General features: G+C 64.4%; 14 protein-coding genes. 9 read left to right on the forward strand and 5 right to left on the reverse strand.

Annotated elements, in window-relative coordinates; translation table 11 throughout:
* Positions 1 to 21 precede the first annotated feature (21 nt).
* Genes CBI38_RS35420 through CBI38_RS35440 form a run of 5 tightly spaced genes read right to left on the reverse strand, consistent with a single transcriptional unit; the run spans position 22 to position 7,020 of the window.
* Positions 22 to 1,812, reverse strand: a complete 1,791-nt coding sequence (locus tag CBI38_RS35420; protein WP_109336038.1) for an acyclic terpene utilization AtuA family protein — start codon at positions 1,810 to 1,812, stop codon at positions 22 to 24.
* The gene (locus tag CBI38_RS35425; protein WP_109336039.1) at positions 1,809 to 2,630 is read right to left on the reverse strand and encodes a TIGR03084 family metal-binding protein; all 822 of its coding nucleotides are present in this window, start codon (positions 2,628 to 2,630) and stop codon (positions 1,809 to 1,811) included. The genes CBI38_RS35420 and CBI38_RS35425 overlap by 4 nt, the downstream gene beginning before the upstream one ends.
* Positions 2,630 to 3,409 carry an enoyl-CoA hydratase/isomerase family protein gene (locus tag CBI38_RS35430; RefSeq protein WP_109336040.1) on the reverse strand — a complete coding sequence of 260 codons (780 nt, stop codon included), beginning with the start codon at positions 3,407 to 3,409 and terminating at the stop codon, positions 2,630 to 2,632. The genes CBI38_RS35425 and CBI38_RS35430 overlap by 1 nt, the downstream gene beginning before the upstream one ends.
* Positions 3,410 to 5,413, reverse strand: coding sequence for an ATP-binding protein (locus CBI38_RS35435; RefSeq protein WP_109336041.1), 2,004 nt, complete (start codon positions 5,411 to 5,413; stop codon positions 3,410 to 3,412).
* 8 nt (positions 5,414 to 5,421) lie between these two features.
* Positions 5,422 to 7,020, reverse strand: coding sequence for an acyl-CoA carboxylase subunit beta (locus CBI38_RS35440; protein ID WP_072949362.1), 1,599 nt, complete (start codon positions 7,018 to 7,020; stop codon positions 5,422 to 5,424).
* Positions 7,021 to 7,247: 227 nt separating this feature from the next.
* On the opposite strand from CBI38_RS35440, the gene CBI38_RS35445 reads away from it, so the two are divergent.
* The 9 genes from CBI38_RS35445 to CBI38_RS35485 all read left to right on the forward strand — a co-directional run bounded on the left by CBI38_RS35445 (position 7,248) and on the right by CBI38_RS35485 (position 16,206).
* Positions 7,248 to 7,808, forward strand: a complete 561-nt coding sequence (locus CBI38_RS35445) for a flavin reductase family protein (RefSeq protein WP_109336042.1) — start codon at positions 7,248 to 7,250, stop codon at positions 7,806 to 7,808.
* Positions 7,809 to 7,856: 48 nt separating this feature from the next.
* Entirely contained in the window at positions 7,857 to 8,444 is a 588-nt protein-coding gene (locus tag CBI38_RS35450; protein ID WP_109336043.1) for a hypothetical protein, read from the forward strand.
* Between the two features lie 446 nt (positions 8,445 to 8,890).
* Entirely contained in the window at positions 8,891 to 9,304 is a 414-nt protein-coding gene (locus CBI38_RS35455; RefSeq protein WP_005563683.1) for an SCP2 sterol-binding domain-containing protein, read from the forward strand.
* A 46-nt stretch (positions 9,305 to 9,350) separates the two neighbouring features.
* Complete coding sequence (locus CBI38_RS35460; protein ID WP_016881218.1) at positions 9,351 to 10,589, forward strand: acyl-CoA dehydrogenase family protein; 1,239 nt, start codon at positions 9,351 to 9,353, stop codon at positions 10,587 to 10,589.
* 571 nt (positions 10,590 to 11,160) lie between these two features.
* Positions 11,161 to 11,877 carry an MlaE family ABC transporter permease gene (locus CBI38_RS35465; RefSeq protein WP_230990442.1) on the forward strand — a complete coding sequence of 239 codons (717 nt, stop codon included), beginning with the start codon at positions 11,161 to 11,163 and terminating at the stop codon, positions 11,875 to 11,877.
* A complete protein-coding gene (locus tag CBI38_RS35470) occupies positions 11,874 to 12,728 on the forward strand; it encodes an MlaE family ABC transporter permease (RefSeq protein WP_005566170.1) in 855 nt (284 codons plus the stop codon). Before CBI38_RS35465 ends, CBI38_RS35470 begins: the two co-directional genes overlap by 4 nt.
* Before the next feature lie 15 nt (positions 12,729 to 12,743).
* Complete coding sequence (locus CBI38_RS35475) at positions 12,744 to 13,940, forward strand: MCE family protein (RefSeq protein WP_109336044.1); 1,197 nt, start codon at positions 12,744 to 12,746, stop codon at positions 13,938 to 13,940.
* Entirely contained in the window at positions 13,940 to 14,962 is a 1,023-nt protein-coding gene (locus CBI38_RS35480; protein ID WP_109336045.1) for an MCE family protein, read from the forward strand. Before CBI38_RS35475 ends, CBI38_RS35480 begins: the two co-directional genes overlap by 1 nt.
* Positions 14,959 to 16,206: an MCE family protein gene (locus CBI38_RS35485; RefSeq protein WP_109336046.1), complete on the forward strand. Its 1,248-nt coding sequence runs from the start codon at positions 14,959 to 14,961 to the stop codon at positions 16,204 to 16,206. Before CBI38_RS35480 ends, CBI38_RS35485 begins: the two co-directional genes overlap by 4 nt.

Here is a 16,206-nt window from a genome sequence, read left to right on the forward strand (position 1 = left end):
GCGGCGGTCGCCGCCGGTGCGTCAGTTGGTCTCGGGGAGCAATGTCGTCGGGATGTCGGTGTGCCGGGCGCGCAGGTACTCACCGAGACTCTTGGCCTGTGCATCGGTGCGGGTCGAGGACGCCACGCCGTCGCCCAGGAACCCGACGATGACGAAGTTCAGTGCCCGAAGGTTCGGGAGCTCGTAACGGTGTACGGGCAAGGACGCCGCCTCGGGGACCAGGTCGATGAACTTCTCGACGGTCAGGTGACGGCGCAGCCAGTCCCACCGTTCCGGGGTATCGGTCCACACACCGACATTCGCCTTGCCACCCTTGTCGCCGGAGCGGGCGGCAACGACGGACCCCAACGGCAGACGAGCGGTGGATACCGTGTCGGCCACGTCTGTGTGCGGCGTCGACGGTGCCGGCGTCAGTGCCGGTCTCTGGGTCCGCGGGCAGTGGTCGATGAGTTCCTTGGTTCCGTCGGCATGGAGGACCACATGCTCGATTTCGTTCGCCGGGATGAGCGAGGGCCAGTAGACCCCGAACTCCGATGCCGACGACGGCGGAGTGGTGGTGTGGAAACCCGCATAGCCGGCGACGGCGATCTCGGTGACCGAGTTGGAGAACGCGCGGTCGACCTTGGCGCGATCGGCATCTTTGACAGTCACCCGCAGGTGCGCTGTCGATTGAGCGGCGGTGGGCGGGTCGGGAATGTCGTAGCGGAGCAGTTGGATATCGACGTCGTCGAACTTTTCTTTCCCACCCAGGATCTCGAACAGCTCGTCGACCGCCCAGGCGGCCTTTTCTTCGATGTCGAGTCCGGTGAGGACCAGGGTCATCGTGTTGCGGAAGCCGCCGATGTAGTTCATCGCCACCTTCAGGTCGGGCGGCGGGGGACTTCCCGTGGTTCCGGCCACCCGGACCCGGTCGGGTCCTTCTTGGGTGATCTCGATGGTCTCGAAGTGCGCGGCGACGTCCGGGTTCAGGTAGAGGGGGCCATCGATCTCATACAACAACTGGGCCGTGACGGTTCCCACGGACACCAGGCCCCCGGTTCCAGGGTCCTTGGTGATGACAAAGCTCCCGTCGTGCGCAATTTCGGCGATCGGGGAGCCCGGATACCGACGATCGTGCACTTCCCGGATTTGTGAATAGTTGCCCCCCGTTGCCTGCGGGCCGCACTCGATGATGTGTCCGGCTGCCACCGCCCCGGCAAGGGCGTCGAAGTCGGTGCGCCCCCAGCCGTGCCACCACGCGCTGGTGCCGACAACGAGTGCTGCGTCGGTGACGCGTGGACAGATCACCACGTCGGCACCGTTGTTCAGTGCTGCGGCGATACCCCAGCCACCGAGGTACGCGTTCGCCGACACCGGGCTCACCCCGGCCTCTGCCAGCGTGAGCCCCTTGTCGAGGTGCCGGAACTCGTGCCCGTCGGCCAGGAGTGATTCGAGCCTTGGCCGGATGTCATCGCCCTCGAGATGCGCGACGGACAGATCGAGCCCCTGATCGGCGATGAGCTTGCGGACCTCGTCGGCGAGACCGGCAGGATTGAGGCCGCCCGCATTCACGACGATCTTGATTCCCTTGGCGGCGCAATCGGCGAGTGATTGACGGGCCTGGGTGAGGAACGTTTTCGCGTAGCCGGTGGCGGGGTCCTTCTTGCGGGCCTTCCAGAGGATGAGCATGGTCAGTTCGGCCAGGTAGTCACCGGTGATCACATCGACCGGGCTGCCGTCCACCATGTCGCGGAAGGCCGAGAGCCGGTCGCCATAGAATCCCGATGCGTTGCCGATACGGATCGGCCGACGCGGGGCGTCAGACTCTCTCATCGGGTTCCTCCAGTGGTTGACGGGGCGGCGAGACTGGGTCGGCCGGGGCCGGGGGCCCCGGCGAAGGCTTGGGCGATGCCCATCCAGGTGTGAGCGACGGGGCCGGTGACGACGAGGCGAGTGTCGGCCACGTTGCGTCGTTGCGTGACGACGAGGACGAAGTCCTCGGCCGGACCCACGACGGCGTTCTCGGCGTCAGCGGGCCCCCACGTCCACGCATCGGCGTCGGGGTCCGGGGCTTGCAGCACCACCCGGACAGGCTGCTCGGGCACCGACAGCCCATTGAGCTGATGGGCGAAGGCGAAGGTACTCACCCCCAGGTGCGCGATGCTGCGCAGACCCGGACTGTCCGGATGTCGTACGCCGAGGGCATCGTAGATATCCCGGCCGTGGGCCCACGTCTCCATCAACCGTGCGGTTGCCGAAGAGGCGGCACTCATATCGGGTCCGTACCAGGGCATCCGTGCCTTCGGATCGGTCCGTCGCAGCGTCTTGAGCAATTCGCTTCGAGAGTGCACGAACCAGTCGATCACCTCCTGGTGGGACATCGTTCGCAGGTCACGAGCAATCCGGTCCGGAAAATCCATTCCGCCGGCAATCAGGGCGGCGGATTCTTCGCGGAACCGATGGGGATCGTCCATCGCAGTTCGTGCGGCGTCGTCGAAGAAGGCCAGATGCGAGACCTGATCGCGCAGGGCCCAGCCCTCGGCTGGGGTATCGATCTCCCATTGATCCGGTGTGAGGTCGCGAAGAACGAGGATCAGCCGTACGGTCTCGACATCGAGGTCGTCGAGAAGTGCCTCATAGTCCAGTGCCATCAGTGCCCCTTCCAGTGCGGGCGCCGTTTTTCGCTGAAGGCGAGCATTCCCTCTTGCGCGTCGTCGCTGAGGTACACCGGTTCCCAGATCTTTTCGGCCATCTCGAACGCGCCGGACAGTGGATGCTCGGCGGTCAGCTTGGCCGTCTTCTTTCCCGCACTCACCGACAACGGGGCATTCGCTGCGATCAGCTCGGCGAATCGTTGTGTCGCGTCGGCCAATTCGCCGGGCTCGACGACGCGGTTGACGAAGCCGATCTCGTAGGCGCGCTGGGCAGTCAGGGCCGCGCCGGTGAGCACGATTTCCATCGCAATCCGCGGCGGGATCATCAGCGGCAGCGGAGCCGCCCAGGGCGAGCCGCGGCCGATCTTCACCTCGGAAATGGCGAAGGTTGCCGTACTCGAGGCGATGCAGAGGTCGCAGGTCTGTGCTAGGAGGAAGCCGCCGGCGAAGGCGGCGCCATTGACCGCCGCGATGGTCGGCTTGTCGACCTCGATGTTCCGCCCGAACTGGGGGACGAAGTCCACGGGCGGGACGGTGAGTTGTTCCTGGCTCATCTCCTTGAGATCCCCGCCGGCGCAAAACGCCTTGTCGCCGCTGCCGGTGAGGACGAGGACCTTCGCGGACTCGTCGTCGTTGAAGCGCCGGACACCGGCGAACAGGCCCTCTCGGACCGCGCGGTTGAGACTGTTGCGGGCATCGGGGCGGTTGATCGTGAGCCAGGCGATGGAATTGCGCACCTCGTAGGTGACCGCTGCGGTGGAGGCGTCGTGTGCCATCTATGCGTCCTCCTGCCCGTCGTGCACCACGGCGAGCACGGTGCCGGAGTCGACCTGCTGGCCGACGGTGACGGGAAGCTTTGTCACCACCCCGTCGATGGGGGCCTTGACCGTGTGCTCCATCTTCATGGCCTCGAGCACGACGACGGCGGCCCCGGCCGTGATTTCGTCTCCCTCGGATACCTCGATCCGCACCACCGCCCCGGGCATCGGCGCGAGCAGGGAACCGGACTCCTGCACATCGCTCGGGTCGGGGAATCGCTCCACCTCGTGCAGTTCGGTGGCACCGAGGGCGCTGTTGACGAAGTGTGCGGCACCGTCTCGGACGATCGAGTAGCGGCGGCGCACACCCTCGATGACCGCGTCGACGAGAGTGGGGGAGGCCTCGATCAGCTCGATGTCTTCGATGTCACGTCCGTCGGCGGCCGCGTTGAGCCGGTCGCGGAGAAACTCGTATGCGATCTCGATCTCGTTGTCACCGTTGCGGAACAGCACTGCCTGCGGTGCGCTGCGGACGGTGCGGAAGCCGGAGGGCAGTCCCGGCAGCGTCGGCGCCGTCGCTCGTCGCTCGGTCTGAGCGGCGAGTGCGGCGACGAGCGCGTGGGTCGCGGTAGTGGCGTCACCGGTGACGCGGCCGGCGGTCAGATCGGCGACCGAGTGCCGGTCGAGGTAGCCGGTGTCGGTCTGACCGTTGCGGAACTCGGGTTCTCGGAGAATGCCGATCAGCAGGTCACGGTTGGTGGTCACGCCGTGGATGAGTGATTCGTCCAGGGCCCGGGCCACCCGGTCGCAGGCCTCTTCCCGGGTACGGCCGAATCCGATCACCTTCGCCAGCATCGGATCGTAGAAGGTACTGACGGTGGACCCCGAGGCGAATCCGGCGTCGACGCGGATGCCGGGGAGGTCGGCGATCTCGAAGGTGGTCAGCTTCCCCGATACCGGCACGAATCCGGCCGGTACGTCCTCGGCGTAGAGCCGAACCTCGACCGCATGTCCGTTGAACTCCGGTGATTCGATCTCGGGGGGCAGCTTCTGGCCGGCGGCGACGAGGAGCTGGCCGCGCACCAGGTCTGTTCCGGTGACGAGTTCGGTGACCGGATGTTCCACCTGCAGTCGGGTGTTGACCTCGAGGAAATAGAAGGCGCCGTCGGGTGCCATCACGAATTCGACGGTGCCGGCGCCCTCGTAGTTGAGTGCCTTACCCGCCGAGACTGCGGCGGCGCCGAGTTCTTCGCGCAACTCCCGGTCGACCGCCGTCGAGGGCGACTCCTCGACAATCTTCTGGTAGCGACGCTGGATGGAGCACTCTCGTTCGCCCAGATGAACAACATTGCCGAAGCTGTCACCGAAGATCTGCACCTCGATGTGCCGCGGCGACTGGACGAACTTCTCCAGGAAGACGGTGCCGTTGCCGAACGCCGACTGTGCCTCGCGGCGGGCGCTGCGGACCGCTTCGACGATCTCGTCGCGGTCGTTGACGATCCGCATCCCGCGGCCGCCGCCGCCGAACGCGGCCTTGACCAGGACCGGCAATCCGATGTCGTCCGCCGCCGCCCGCAGCCGCTCGGGATCTTCGTCGGATTCGTTCTCGATCACCATTCCCGGCAGCACGGGGACTCCCGCATCCGCCATGATGCGTTTGGCCTCGATCTTCGATCCCATCGCGGCGATCGCTTCGGGTGAGGGACCGACGAAGATGATGCCCTCGTCCTTGCACCGTCGTGCGAAGTCCTCGTTTTCCGAGAGGAACCCGTAGCCGGGGTGGATGGCGTTCGCGCCGGTTCGGTGTGCGGCCGCGACAACCAGATCGACCTGAAGGTAAGTGTCGGTGGGGGTGGTGCCGGGAAGGTGGATGGATTCGTCGGCCTCGAGCACGTACGGCGAGTGGCGATCGGCGTCGGAATAGAGCGCCACCGTCGAGATGTCCATTTCGCGCGCCGTCCGGATGATGCGCGACGCGATTTCGCCTCGGTTGGCGATCAGCAGCTTGGTGATCGTTGACACTGCGGTACTCACATTCTGAAGACGCCGTAGCCACGCTGGCCGGCAATGTGGTTGGAATGGGCGGCGGACAAGGCGATCGCGAGGATCGCGCGGGTGTCACGCGGATCGATGACGCCGTCGTCGTAGAGGCGTCCGGAGATGAAGAAGGGATGTGATTCGGCTTCGATCTGTTGCTCGATCGCGGCGGTGCGTGCGGCATCGGCCTCCACGTCGAATTCACGACCTGCGGACTCTGCGGCGGTCTTGCCGACAATCGACATCACGCCGGCGAGTTGCTGGGCGCCCATCACCGCGAGCTTGGCATTGGCCCACGTGAACATGAAGCGTGGATCGTATGCGCGGCCGGACATTCCGTAGTTTCCGGCACCGAAGGAGCCGCCCACGTTGATCGTGATGTGCGGGACCTTGCTGTTGGTGACCGCATTGATCATCTTGGCACCGTCCTTGATGATGCCGCCCTGCTCGTACTCGGTGCCGACCATGTAGCCGGTGGTGTTGTGCAGGAAGATCAACGGGGTGTCGGTCTGGTTCGCCAACAGGATGAATTCGGTGGCCTTCTTGGCCTCTTCGCTGAAGAGGACGCCGCGGTGGTTGGCGAGGATTCCGACCGGAAAGCCGTGGATCGACGCCCAACCGGTCACCAGGCTGGACCCGTAGCGTGGTTTGTACTCGGAGAACCTCGAGCCGTCGGCTACCCGGGCGATGACATCGCGGGGATCGAACGGGACCCGCGGGTCCCCCGAGGCGATACCGAGGAGTTCCTCGGGGTCGTACAGCGGGTCGTCGGCGGTCGCGGACGGGGCGGGTCCGAACTTGCGCCAGTTGAGGTGGCTGACGATGTCGCGGCCGATTCTGATGCAGTCGTTCTCGTCGACGGCGAACTGGTCGGCCACACCGGACACGCGCGAGTGCATGTCGGCGCCCCCGAGGTCCTCGTCGTTGGCGTCCTCTCCGGTGGCCATCTTCACCAGCGGGGGACCACCGAGGAACACCTTGGCCTGTTTGTCGACCAACACCGCGTAGTCGCACATGCCGGGGACGTACGCGCCGCCGGCGGTGGCATTGCCGAAGACCAGCGCGATGGTCGGAATTCCCATCGACGACAGCTCGCTCAGGTCGTGGAAGATCTTGCCGGCGAACACGAACAGTTCCGATTGCGTCGGCAGGTCCGCGCCGCCCGACTCCACCAGGTAGACCACGGGCAGCCGGTTCACGCGAGCGATCTCCAACGCGCGCAGATTCTTCTTCAACGTGAAGGGATTCATCGTTCCGCCCCGCACCGTGGGGTCGTGGGCGATGATCATGGTTTCGACGCCGGAGACGACGCCCACGCCCGTGACGATGGCCGCCCCGACGTTGAACTGAGTTCCCCACGCCGCCAACGGTGACAACTCCATGAACGGGGCATCGCGGTCGATGAGAAGCTCGATCCGTTCGCGGACGAGTAGGCGTCCGCGATCGTGGTGGCGTTGGGTGTACCGCTGGCCACCACCGGCGATGACAAGTTCGAGTTGCTCATTCAGCGCGGCGACCGCGGCGAGCTGAACTCGGCGGTTCTCCTGATAGGTATCCGATGACGTGTCGATCACCGAGTCGAGTACGGGCATCCGTACGCCTTTCTGTCAGATCTGGGGACTCTCACCGACGAGGGCGAGCATCGAAGCTGTGACCAGAGTAACCCAAAAGTGAATCGCCGTACACTTACATCTTGAGATCACCCCGAATCGGCGCTATCGTAGGTGGTAACGCAGCGGCAATCTCAGGTCATGTACATCAGGCTTCACTAAATGCCGAGGAAGATCGCCGTCGGCTGCAGAGGACCCTTCCCGCTTGAATGGAGAATCCGTTGTCCCAGTCCCTCGACAACTCCGCCCACAGGGCGGGAGCGTCCACCACCATCGATGCCGATCTCTACCGGACGGCACTTCGTCGCCATCCTGCCGGCGTCACGATCATCACCCTCGACTCCGCGAACGGACCGGTCGGGTTCACCGCGACCTCGTTCTCGTCTCTGTCGCTGAACCCGCCACTGGTGTCCTTCAATATCGCACACACCTCGTCGAGCATCGCTGCGCTACACCAGGCGCAGTCGTTGATCGTCCACCTGGTCGGGGATCACCAACTCCCACTCGCGCAACGCTTTTCCGCAAGTGCCGATCAGCGATTCGCTGACGAATCGGCCTGGGTGACATTGTCCACCGGAGAGCCCCTCCTGCGCGGCACGCACTGTTGGTTGCGGACCGGTGTGCATCAGCTGATCGAGGCCGGGGATCACACCTTGGTCATCGGGGCGGTCGAGGAGATCCATATCGATGACGCCGACGCAACGTCGGACGCGGCCCCCCTGCTGTATCACGAGGGCCGCTATCACCGGGCCGTACCGTTCGGGTCGTAGACCGCCACGGCCACTGCCTCCCCGCACCCCAACTGGAGAAGATGTGCCATGACAAGCCTGCACGGAACGTCCCGACCCGCCCTGAGGATCGCCGCGGAACTCAACGGCTACGGCCACCACCCCGCGCTCAGCATCGACCGCCGGGCCGGACGTCCAGAGTCTCGCTGGGTTGACCTGCGCCGAGCTGACGACGACGGCGGTCTCCCGCACGATCACGCGACGATCGTGCGGATACAGGCCGCAGACATGGCCCAAGCTCATCGAGAACGCGCGACGCTACGATCGGAGATCCAGGCCAAGGGAGGCCATCCCGACGATATCGCGGTGCTCGTCGACATTGCGGTGCTCATCGCCCCGGAGGCCCGGACCGCGCGCAAGGAACTGATGACGCTCGACAGCACGCTGCCGGGCCCACGGCCGAGCGAGTCCTTGGAATACATCGGCACACCCATCGGACTCGCCAGCCTGATCGCGGATCTGTACGTCGTCGGTGTCGTCGACGGCGTCACCCTTCTACCAATGTCGGAACCCGCAGTGCTGGACCACGTTGTGAACGAGTCACTGCCGTGGTTAACGCTGCGAGGCGTCTACCCGCCCCCTAGAGGGGCAGCCCTGGCACGAACACACCTCCGGTAGATCGTTGCCGTAACTCGCTCACGAAGGCCGCGTCGAAGACGACGCGGCCTTCCGCGTTTCCACGAGGCGGGCGCTGCCATCCGCCCGACCCGAAGACCCGGTGGAGCCGGAAGCGTGTGAGGCGCGCCGGCAACCCTGCACTTCCGCCGTCTGCCACCCCCCCCGCGCCAGATCCGGCGCGAACCCTTCGATCCGGTCCTGCCAAGTCCAAACGGCCGACGCTCTCGCTGCCGCACCGCTTGAAACTGTTGCGAAATAGCCCATCTCGGGAACCGGCGAGCTCGGCGCCGGCGCGCACAAGCACCCTCGGGCCCGTGCGGGCATCTCGAACTGCGTCGCCGACTTATCTCCCCAACGTGGGGGTGAAATCCCTCCTCAGAGGGGTGTGGACACGGAGTGACCGCTGCCACACTTGGTTCATCCAGCACCGGAACCGAAGGGTCGACATGAGTACATTCGCCAACGCCGACGAGGTCTACACCTATATCGGTGGAATTTTCGACAGAGCCACGAAGGAAAAGACCTTCATCGACGCGACCGCGGGGACCGGTCTGGTGATCAAGCTGATCCAGACAGATCCCGACGCGGTGATGATCATCGACTTCCCGGGACAGAAGGTCACCACGGGCGATGCGACCGAGGGAATGGCGTCCACGGTGCAGTTGCGGATGTCGTCGGACAACAGCAACAAGTTCTGGCAGGGCAAGCTCAACTTCACCCTCGCGATGGCACAGCGGAAGGTCAAGCTCGACGGCAAACGCTCGGTGGCGCTCAAGCTTCTCCCGCTCACCGGCGGCCTGTTCGACGTCTACAAGCAGCTTCTGAAGGAAAACGGCCGCGAAGACCTCTTGATCGACTGACACCACGCTTGAACAACTCATCAACGACACAGCAATTGGAGTGCACATGCTAGAGCAGGACCTGACCGACGAAGAATTCCAGCCCTACTTCGAAAAGGCGGAAGAGCTGTCCAAGTTCTTCCGCGAGATCGGCCCCAAGTACGACGCGGAAAACACGTTCGCGTACCCGTCCATCAAGGCGTTCAAGGAATCCGGGCTCGGGTCCCTTCCGGTGCCGAAGGCGTTCGGCGGGCCCGGCGGCAACCTGCTGCAGGCCTCGAAGGTCATCAGCGAGTTGTCCAAGGGCGACTCCGCAATCACGTTGGCCTACAACATGCACTACATCATGGTCGGGATCGCCGGCAACCTGATGAGTGAAGAGCAGAACAAGTACTGGCTCGGACGCGTCGCCGACGGCGAGATCATCTTCGGCCCCTTCTCCGAGCAGCGAGCTGGATTCAGCGGCCTCGCCGACATGAAGGCCATTCCCCAGCCGAACGGCGGATGGAAGCTCTACGGCAAGAAGACGTGGGGAACACTCTGCGAGGCCGCGGACATCATCACCACCAACGCGACGATCACCGACGCCGAGGGAAATCTCCCGGAGGACTTCCAGGAGCGGGTCAACGCGGAGAGCTTCTTCATCGGCGACTTCAACCTCGACGAGAACGGCCAGGGAGACGGCATCCGCATCGAAAAGACTTGGGACGCCCTCGGTATGCATGCCACCGGTACGCAGACCATCCACTTCGATGGCTACTACGTTCCGGAAGACGGGTTCATCTGTGAGTGGCGCTCCGGCGCGTTCGGCGTCCTCGAGTGGGCGTCACTGATGTTCGCGAGCATCTACCTGGGTATGCAGTACCGCGTGCTCGAGGAATCTCGCGCCACCCTGTCGAAGAAGACCCTCGGCGCAACCTTCGGTGCCATCGTCGCAGAGGACACCAAGGTCTCCGGCGTCGGCCACATCATCGACGGCATCGGCGACATGGCCTCGCGGGTGGAGATCTCGCGCCGAGTCCTCTACCAGACCTGCCAGGAACTTCTCGACGGCAAGGACGACGAATGGCCGTTGGAGCTCCGCTTCCCGTACATCGGCCTGGCCAAGACCTTCGTCGCCGAGAACGTCATGCACATGACCAGGCACGCCATGAGCATGGTCGGGGGGTCGTCGTTCCGTAAGGGTGCGATCTTCGAGCGTCTGTACCGCGATTCGGCGGCTTCGATGTTCCAGCCGCTCAACTCCGACCAATCTCGCACGTACATCGGTGAGTATCTTCTGCAGCCCGAGCAGCTCAACGACTGATCGGCTTCCACGAAAGCCCTCCGGTGTCCTGTCCTGAGCAGGACGCCGGAGGGCTTTCGCGTATGCGTCGAGAACCCGTCCGCGCGCGGCGACAGCGGGGGTGACAGGGGCCTGTAGCCGCGCCGTCGGCGGTTGTCTCCTTGCTGCTGGGCGGGTCGGTCGTTCCCTACGCCGCCACGGGAGGGTAAAAGTACATTGCGGATCACTTTCTCCTCCCCTCATCCCCCCTCGGGGGGAACTCTGACGCGCTTTCCTGCCACTTCGGGGTGAGATTGCTCCCCCAAACGGAGGAAGTGAATCGCAATTTACTTGTGTTGTGATCTAGCGTAGCCCTACCATTCAAATGTGATGCGGCGCACAACATATCTGGTTGTGGATGGGCCCGAGTAGCCCGATCAGTCGCTCGACACACTTCATTTTCCATTTGACGAGGAGGAAACCGGTGACCGGTTCCCCACCGCTCGCTGTAGATCCGCGTGCACCGGGCCGCGACGACGCGCCTGTCCGCAAGCCCGGGAAGGCTCGGAGCTGGGCCGAATCGGCAGTGCGGCCCCTGGGCGCATTCTTCGAGATGTGCGCGGCGACATTCCGGGCGCTGTTCCGGCCCCCGTTCCAATGGCGAGAGTTCGTTCTGCAGTCCTGGTTCATCGTTCGTGTCGCGTTGCTGCCCACCCTGCTGGTCGCGGTGCCGTTCACCGTTCTGGTGGTCTTCACGCTCAACATCCTCCTGGTCGAGTTCGGTGCTGCCGACCTGTCCGGTGCCGGTGCGGCACTCGGCGCGGTCACCCAGATCGGCCCGCTCGTCACCGTCCTGGTCGTGGCCGGCGCCGGAGCCACCGCGATCTGCGCCGATCTCGGAGCCCGGACGATCCGCGAGGAGATCGACGCCATGAAAGTACTGGGAATCGATCCGATCCAGCGTCTGGTGGTCCCGCGCGTGCTCGGCTCCACCCTGGTGGCGCTGCTGCTGAACGGGCTGGTGATCACGATCGGCATCGTCGGAGGCTTCTTCTTCTCTGTCGTGTTCCAGAACGTCACCCCGGGCGCATACGTGTCGTCTCTGACGTTCGTCACCGGTTTGCCGGAGGTCATCATCTCCGAGGTCAAGGCGTGCTTGTTCGGGCTGATCGCGGGTCTGGTGGCGTGCCACCGTGGGCTCACGGTGAAGGGCGGCCCGAAGAGCGTCGGTGACGCCGTCAACGAGACGGTCGTGTACGCCTTCATGGCTTTGTTCGCGGTGAATGTGATTGTCACCGCCATTGGCGTGAAATACGGAACGGGGCGATGACCGTGACCAACAGCCTGACCGGAAAACGACGAGCATCGAAGGTCGCAGCGGCACCGCTGCGGTTCCTCGAATCCCTCGGTGAACAGGCAGTCTTCTTCTGGCGAACCATCCGGTTCACTCCGCACGCCCTGAAGACATACTCGCGCGAAACCCTCCGGCTGATCGCCGAAATCGGCATGGGATCCGGGGCCTTGGCGGTGATCGGCGGCACCGTGGCGATCGTGGGATTCATGACCTTCGCCGGCGGAACCCTCGCCGCTATCCAAGGGTTCAACTCGCTGGGCAACATCGGCGTGGAGGCACTGACCGGGTTCTTCGCAGCGTTCTGCAACGTCCGGATCATGGCGCCCGTGGTCGCCGGTATCGCGCTGGCAGCGACCATCGGTGCGGGCGCCACCGCCCAGCTGGGGGCGATGCGGATCAGCGAGGAAATCGACGCACTCGAAGTGACCGGCATCCGGTCGATGTCCTACCTGGTGTCGACCAGGGCCATCGCCGGCATCGTCGCGATCATCCCGCTGTACTCCATGGCCGTCATCATGTCGTTCCTCGCTGCGCAGGTGACGACCACCGGGATCTACGGCCAGTCCGCCGGCGTCTACAACCACTACTTCTTCACCTTCTTGCGGACGAGCGACCTGTTCTGGTCCTTCCTGGAGGCCTTACTGATGGCCACCGTGGTCATGCTGATCCACTGCTACTACGGCTACAACGCCGCCGGTGGCCCCGCCGGCGTAGGCGAGGCGGTCGGACGGGCCGTACGCACATCACTGATCGCGGTGGTGATGGTGGTTCTGTTTGCCTCACTTGCCATTTACGGAACATCCGGCAATTTCAACCTGGCCGGTTAGACGGGGGACGCGCTGATGGGAACACGCAACAAATCACACTACAAACAGCCACCGCTGCGGGTCGCCGGCGCCGCGATGCTGGTCGGCGTCATCACGGCCCTGGTGCTGTGCATGCAGACATTCCGCGGGGCCTTCGAGGAAACCGTTCCGTTGGTCGTCGTCGCCGATAGGTCCGGCCTGGTGATGGAACCCGGGGCCAAGGTCCAACTCAATGGAGTCGAAATCGGCAGGGTCAAGGAGGTCCAGCAGGTGGCCGGTACCTCGCGACTGAGCCTCGACATCGATTCGGCGCGCTTCGACCTGCTCTCGGCCGACACCACCGCCGAGATCAAGGCGACGACGGCGTTCGGCGCCAAGTATGTCGCGCTGACCAGCGCAGGGCAGGACAGCAGCCCGCTGGCCGCGGGAAGTGAAGTCCGGTCGGGCAACGTCACGACGGAGATCAACACCGTCTTCGAGAACTTGACGTCGGTGATGCACCACGTCGACCCGGCGAAGCTGAACTCGGCACTCGGCGCGGTCGCCGAGGGTCTGCGCGGACGAGGGGAGCAGCTCGGCGACACCATGGTCAAGGCCGATTCCGTCCTCGTTCGACTCAACCCGGCTCTGCCGCAACTTCAGAGCGACCTCCGCGACACGTCCACCGTCGTCAATACCTATGCGGATGTCGCGCCGACCCTGATGGACCTGCTGAAATTCGCTTCCACGACGTCGGATTCGGTCGTCGAGAGAGAGCAACAGCTCGATTCGACGCTGACCGCGGCGGTGAACTTCGGCAACGACGGCGCGGCGCTGACCAATGACCTCGAGCGCGGGCTGGTCGATTCCATGCGGCTACTGCTGCCGACCACGGGCCTGCTGTCCAAGTACAGCCCCGAGATCACCTGCTTGCTGCAACAATCCGTCGACGCGCGCAATGCGCAGATGCACGCGTTCGGTGGCAACACCGGATACTCCGCCGACCTCGACGTCGGGTTCCTTCCCGGCGACGACCCGTATCGCTACCCAGAGAACCTGCCGAAGGTCGAGGCCTCCGGCGGTCCGGGCGGGCAGCCGGGGTGCTATCCGATGATCACCAAAGACATGTACCCGGCGCCCGTGCTGGTCACCGACACCGGTGCATCGATCGCTGATTCGACCAGCCCCCGTCTGGGTTCCCCGTTCTTCGTCGACTATCTGTTCGGGAATATCGTGGGAGGGCCTGCACGCTAATGAAAATCACTGGAACCATTGCACGGTTGACCCTTTTCGCGGTGATCATGGTGCTCTTCACCGCCGCGGTCGTCGTGGTCTTCTCGCAAGTGCGATTCGGCAGCGAACGAACCTACAAGGCCGCCTTCGCGGACGCATCCGGTTTGAAGTCGGATGAGTTCGTGCGGGTCGCCGGCGTCGAAGTCGGGAAGGTGAAGTCCGTCGAGATCGTCGACGAGGCCACCGCCCTGGTCGAATTCTCGCTCACCAAGGCCGTGCCGTTCACCGAATCCACCAAGCTCGCCGTGCGGTACGAGAACCTCATCGGAGCCCACTACCTCGAACTGCTCGACAGCCCCGGGTCCAACACCACACAGCCCGAGGACTCGACCATCCCGGCAGATCGCACGATGGCCGCGCTGGATCTCGACGCCCTGATCAACGGCTTCCGGCCACTGTTCAAAGCACTGGACCCCGACCAGGTCAACAAGCTCTCGACCTCACTGGTGCATGTCCTGCAAGGACAGGGCGGAACGGTATCGGACTTCCTGAAACAATCCGGCGAACTGACCTCCGCACTGGCCGACCGGGATCAGCTGATCGGCTCGGTGATCGACAACCTCAACCGGGTCCTCGGCACGGTCGACGAACACAACAAGCAGTTCGACGAAGGTGTCGACAAACTGCAGCAAGTCATCAGTGGACTCTCCGAGCAGTCCGACCCGATCGGCGATGCCCTGGTCCGCGTCAACGACGCGTCCGCCTCCGTCGCCGACCTCCTGGTGAACGCCCGCCCGGCGATCAGGAACGACGTCACCGAGATCGGACGAGTCGCCGGCAACATCAATGCCGACAAGGACTACGTCAACTGGGCGCTCAGCGCACTCCCCGATGCGTACGGCCGCCTCGCCCGACTCGGACTCTACGGCGACTTCTTCACGTTCTACCTCTGCGATGTCACATTGAAAGTCAATGGCCCTGACGGCAATCCCGCCCTCATCCCGATCATCGGACAGCGGGCAGGAAGGTGTACAGCACAGTGAGCCGAACACAGAAATCCAACACCGTACGCACCGGTCTGATCGGCGTCCTGGTGGTCGCGGCCCTGGTGCTGATCTCGGTCAACTTCGACCGCATCGCCTCCACACTGAGCTCGTCGGTGACCTACACCGCATACGTCGGTGACACAGGCGGGCTCGAGACTGGCGACAAGGTGTTCCTCTCCGGCGTCCACGTCGGGGATGTCGAAGACATCGACCTCGACGGCGACAAGGTCCGGATCGCATTCAGCGTGGACGGACCGCGTCTGGGCGAGGCCTCCGAGGTATCGATCAAGACACTGACCGTGCTCGGACGAAAGTTCCTGCAGGTGACGCCGAAGGGCGACAAGGCGCTCTCACCCGATCAGCCGATCCCGCTCGAGCACACCTCCACCCCCTATCTCCTGACCGATGCGCTCGGCGACCTGTCCACCACCGTGAGCAACTTGGACACCGACCAGGTCACCAACGCACTGAACACCCTGAGCCAAACTCTCGATCAGACCGCACCGAACCTCAGTGCCGCGCTCGACGGGGTCTCCCGGCTCTCGGACACCGTGGGCACCCGTGACCAGATGGTCAAGGATCTGTTTCACAACGCGGAGTCACTGACCAAGGTCCTCGGCGGACGCAGCCAGCAGATCAACAAGCTGCTCCTCGACAGCAACACCCTCTTCACCGCGCTCGATCAGCGCCGACAGGCAATCGACACGCTCCTGGTGAACCTGTCCGCCGTCACCGCGCAGGTGGCATCGCTGGTCGATGACAACGAAGCCCAACTCCGACCAGTACTCGATCAACTCAACGGTGTGACAGCACTTTTGAACGAACGTAAGGACGATGTGAAGAAGGCGATCCTGCCGGCAAGCCAATACATCACCTCGCTCGGTGAATCGGTGGCCTCCGGCCCGTTCTTCAAGGCCTACATCATGAATCTACTTCCCGGCCAGTTCCTGCAGCCCTTCATCGACGCCGCCTTCCGGGAGCAAGGCGTCAACCCCGGCACGCTCAACGGGCAAAACCAGTTCCCGGTGACATGTGGACACAACGCGGCCCCAGGACTGACCCCGCCCGGCCACACCACCCCGCTACCCGATCCGAGCACCTGCCCCGTCCAACCCGGCGACCCCGCCGCTCCCGCAGCCGCTCCGGCCCAGCCCGGACCACCCGCACTGCCGGGCCTGCCTGGCCTGCCGCCACTCCCGCAGCTGCCTGGACTTCCGCCGCTACCCGGACTGGGAGGATGA

The sequence above is a fragment of the Rhodococcus oxybenzonivorans genome (assembly GCF_003130705.1).
Classification (GTDB): domain Bacteria; phylum Actinomycetota; class Actinomycetes; order Mycobacteriales; family Mycobacteriaceae; genus Rhodococcus_F; species Rhodococcus_F oxybenzonivorans.

Excerpts from the sequence above, each read along its gene's own strand:
- CBI38_RS35420 (WP_109336038.1), bottom strand. The coding sequence starts at position 1,812 with ATGAGAGAGTCTGACGCCCCGCGTCGGCCGATCCGTATCGGCAACGCA.
- CBI38_RS35425 (WP_109336039.1), bottom strand. The coding sequence starts at position 2,630 with ATGGCACTGGACTATGAGGCACTTCTCGACGACCTCGATGTCGAGACC.
- CBI38_RS35430 (WP_109336040.1), bottom strand. The coding sequence starts at position 3,409 with ATGGCACACGACGCCTCCACCGCAGCGGTCACCTACGAGGTGCGCAAT.
- CBI38_RS35440 (WP_072949362.1), bottom strand. The coding sequence starts at position 7,020 with ATGCCCGTACTCGACTCGGTGATCGACACGTCATCGGATACCTATCAG.
- CBI38_RS35445 (WP_109336042.1), top strand. The coding sequence starts at position 7,248 with ATGGAGAATCCGTTGTCCCAGTCCCTCGACAACTCCGCCCACAGGGCG.
- CBI38_RS35450 (WP_109336043.1), top strand. The coding sequence starts at position 7,857 with ATGACAAGCCTGCACGGAACGTCCCGACCCGCCCTGAGGATCGCCGCG.
- CBI38_RS35455 (WP_005563683.1), top strand. The coding sequence starts at position 8,891 with ATGAGTACATTCGCCAACGCCGACGAGGTCTACACCTATATCGGTGGA.
- CBI38_RS35460 (WP_016881218.1), top strand. The coding sequence starts at position 9,351 with ATGCTAGAGCAGGACCTGACCGACGAAGAATTCCAGCCCTACTTCGAA.
- CBI38_RS35465 (WP_230990442.1), top strand. The coding sequence starts at position 11,161 with ATGTGCGCGGCGACATTCCGGGCGCTGTTCCGGCCCCCGTTCCAATGG.
- CBI38_RS35470 (WP_005566170.1), top strand. The coding sequence starts at position 11,874 with ATGACCGTGACCAACAGCCTGACCGGAAAACGACGAGCATCGAAGGTC.
- CBI38_RS35475 (WP_109336044.1), top strand. The coding sequence starts at position 12,744 with ATGGGAACACGCAACAAATCACACTACAAACAGCCACCGCTGCGGGTC.
- CBI38_RS35480 (WP_109336045.1), top strand. The coding sequence starts at position 13,940 with ATGAAAATCACTGGAACCATTGCACGGTTGACCCTTTTCGCGGTGATC.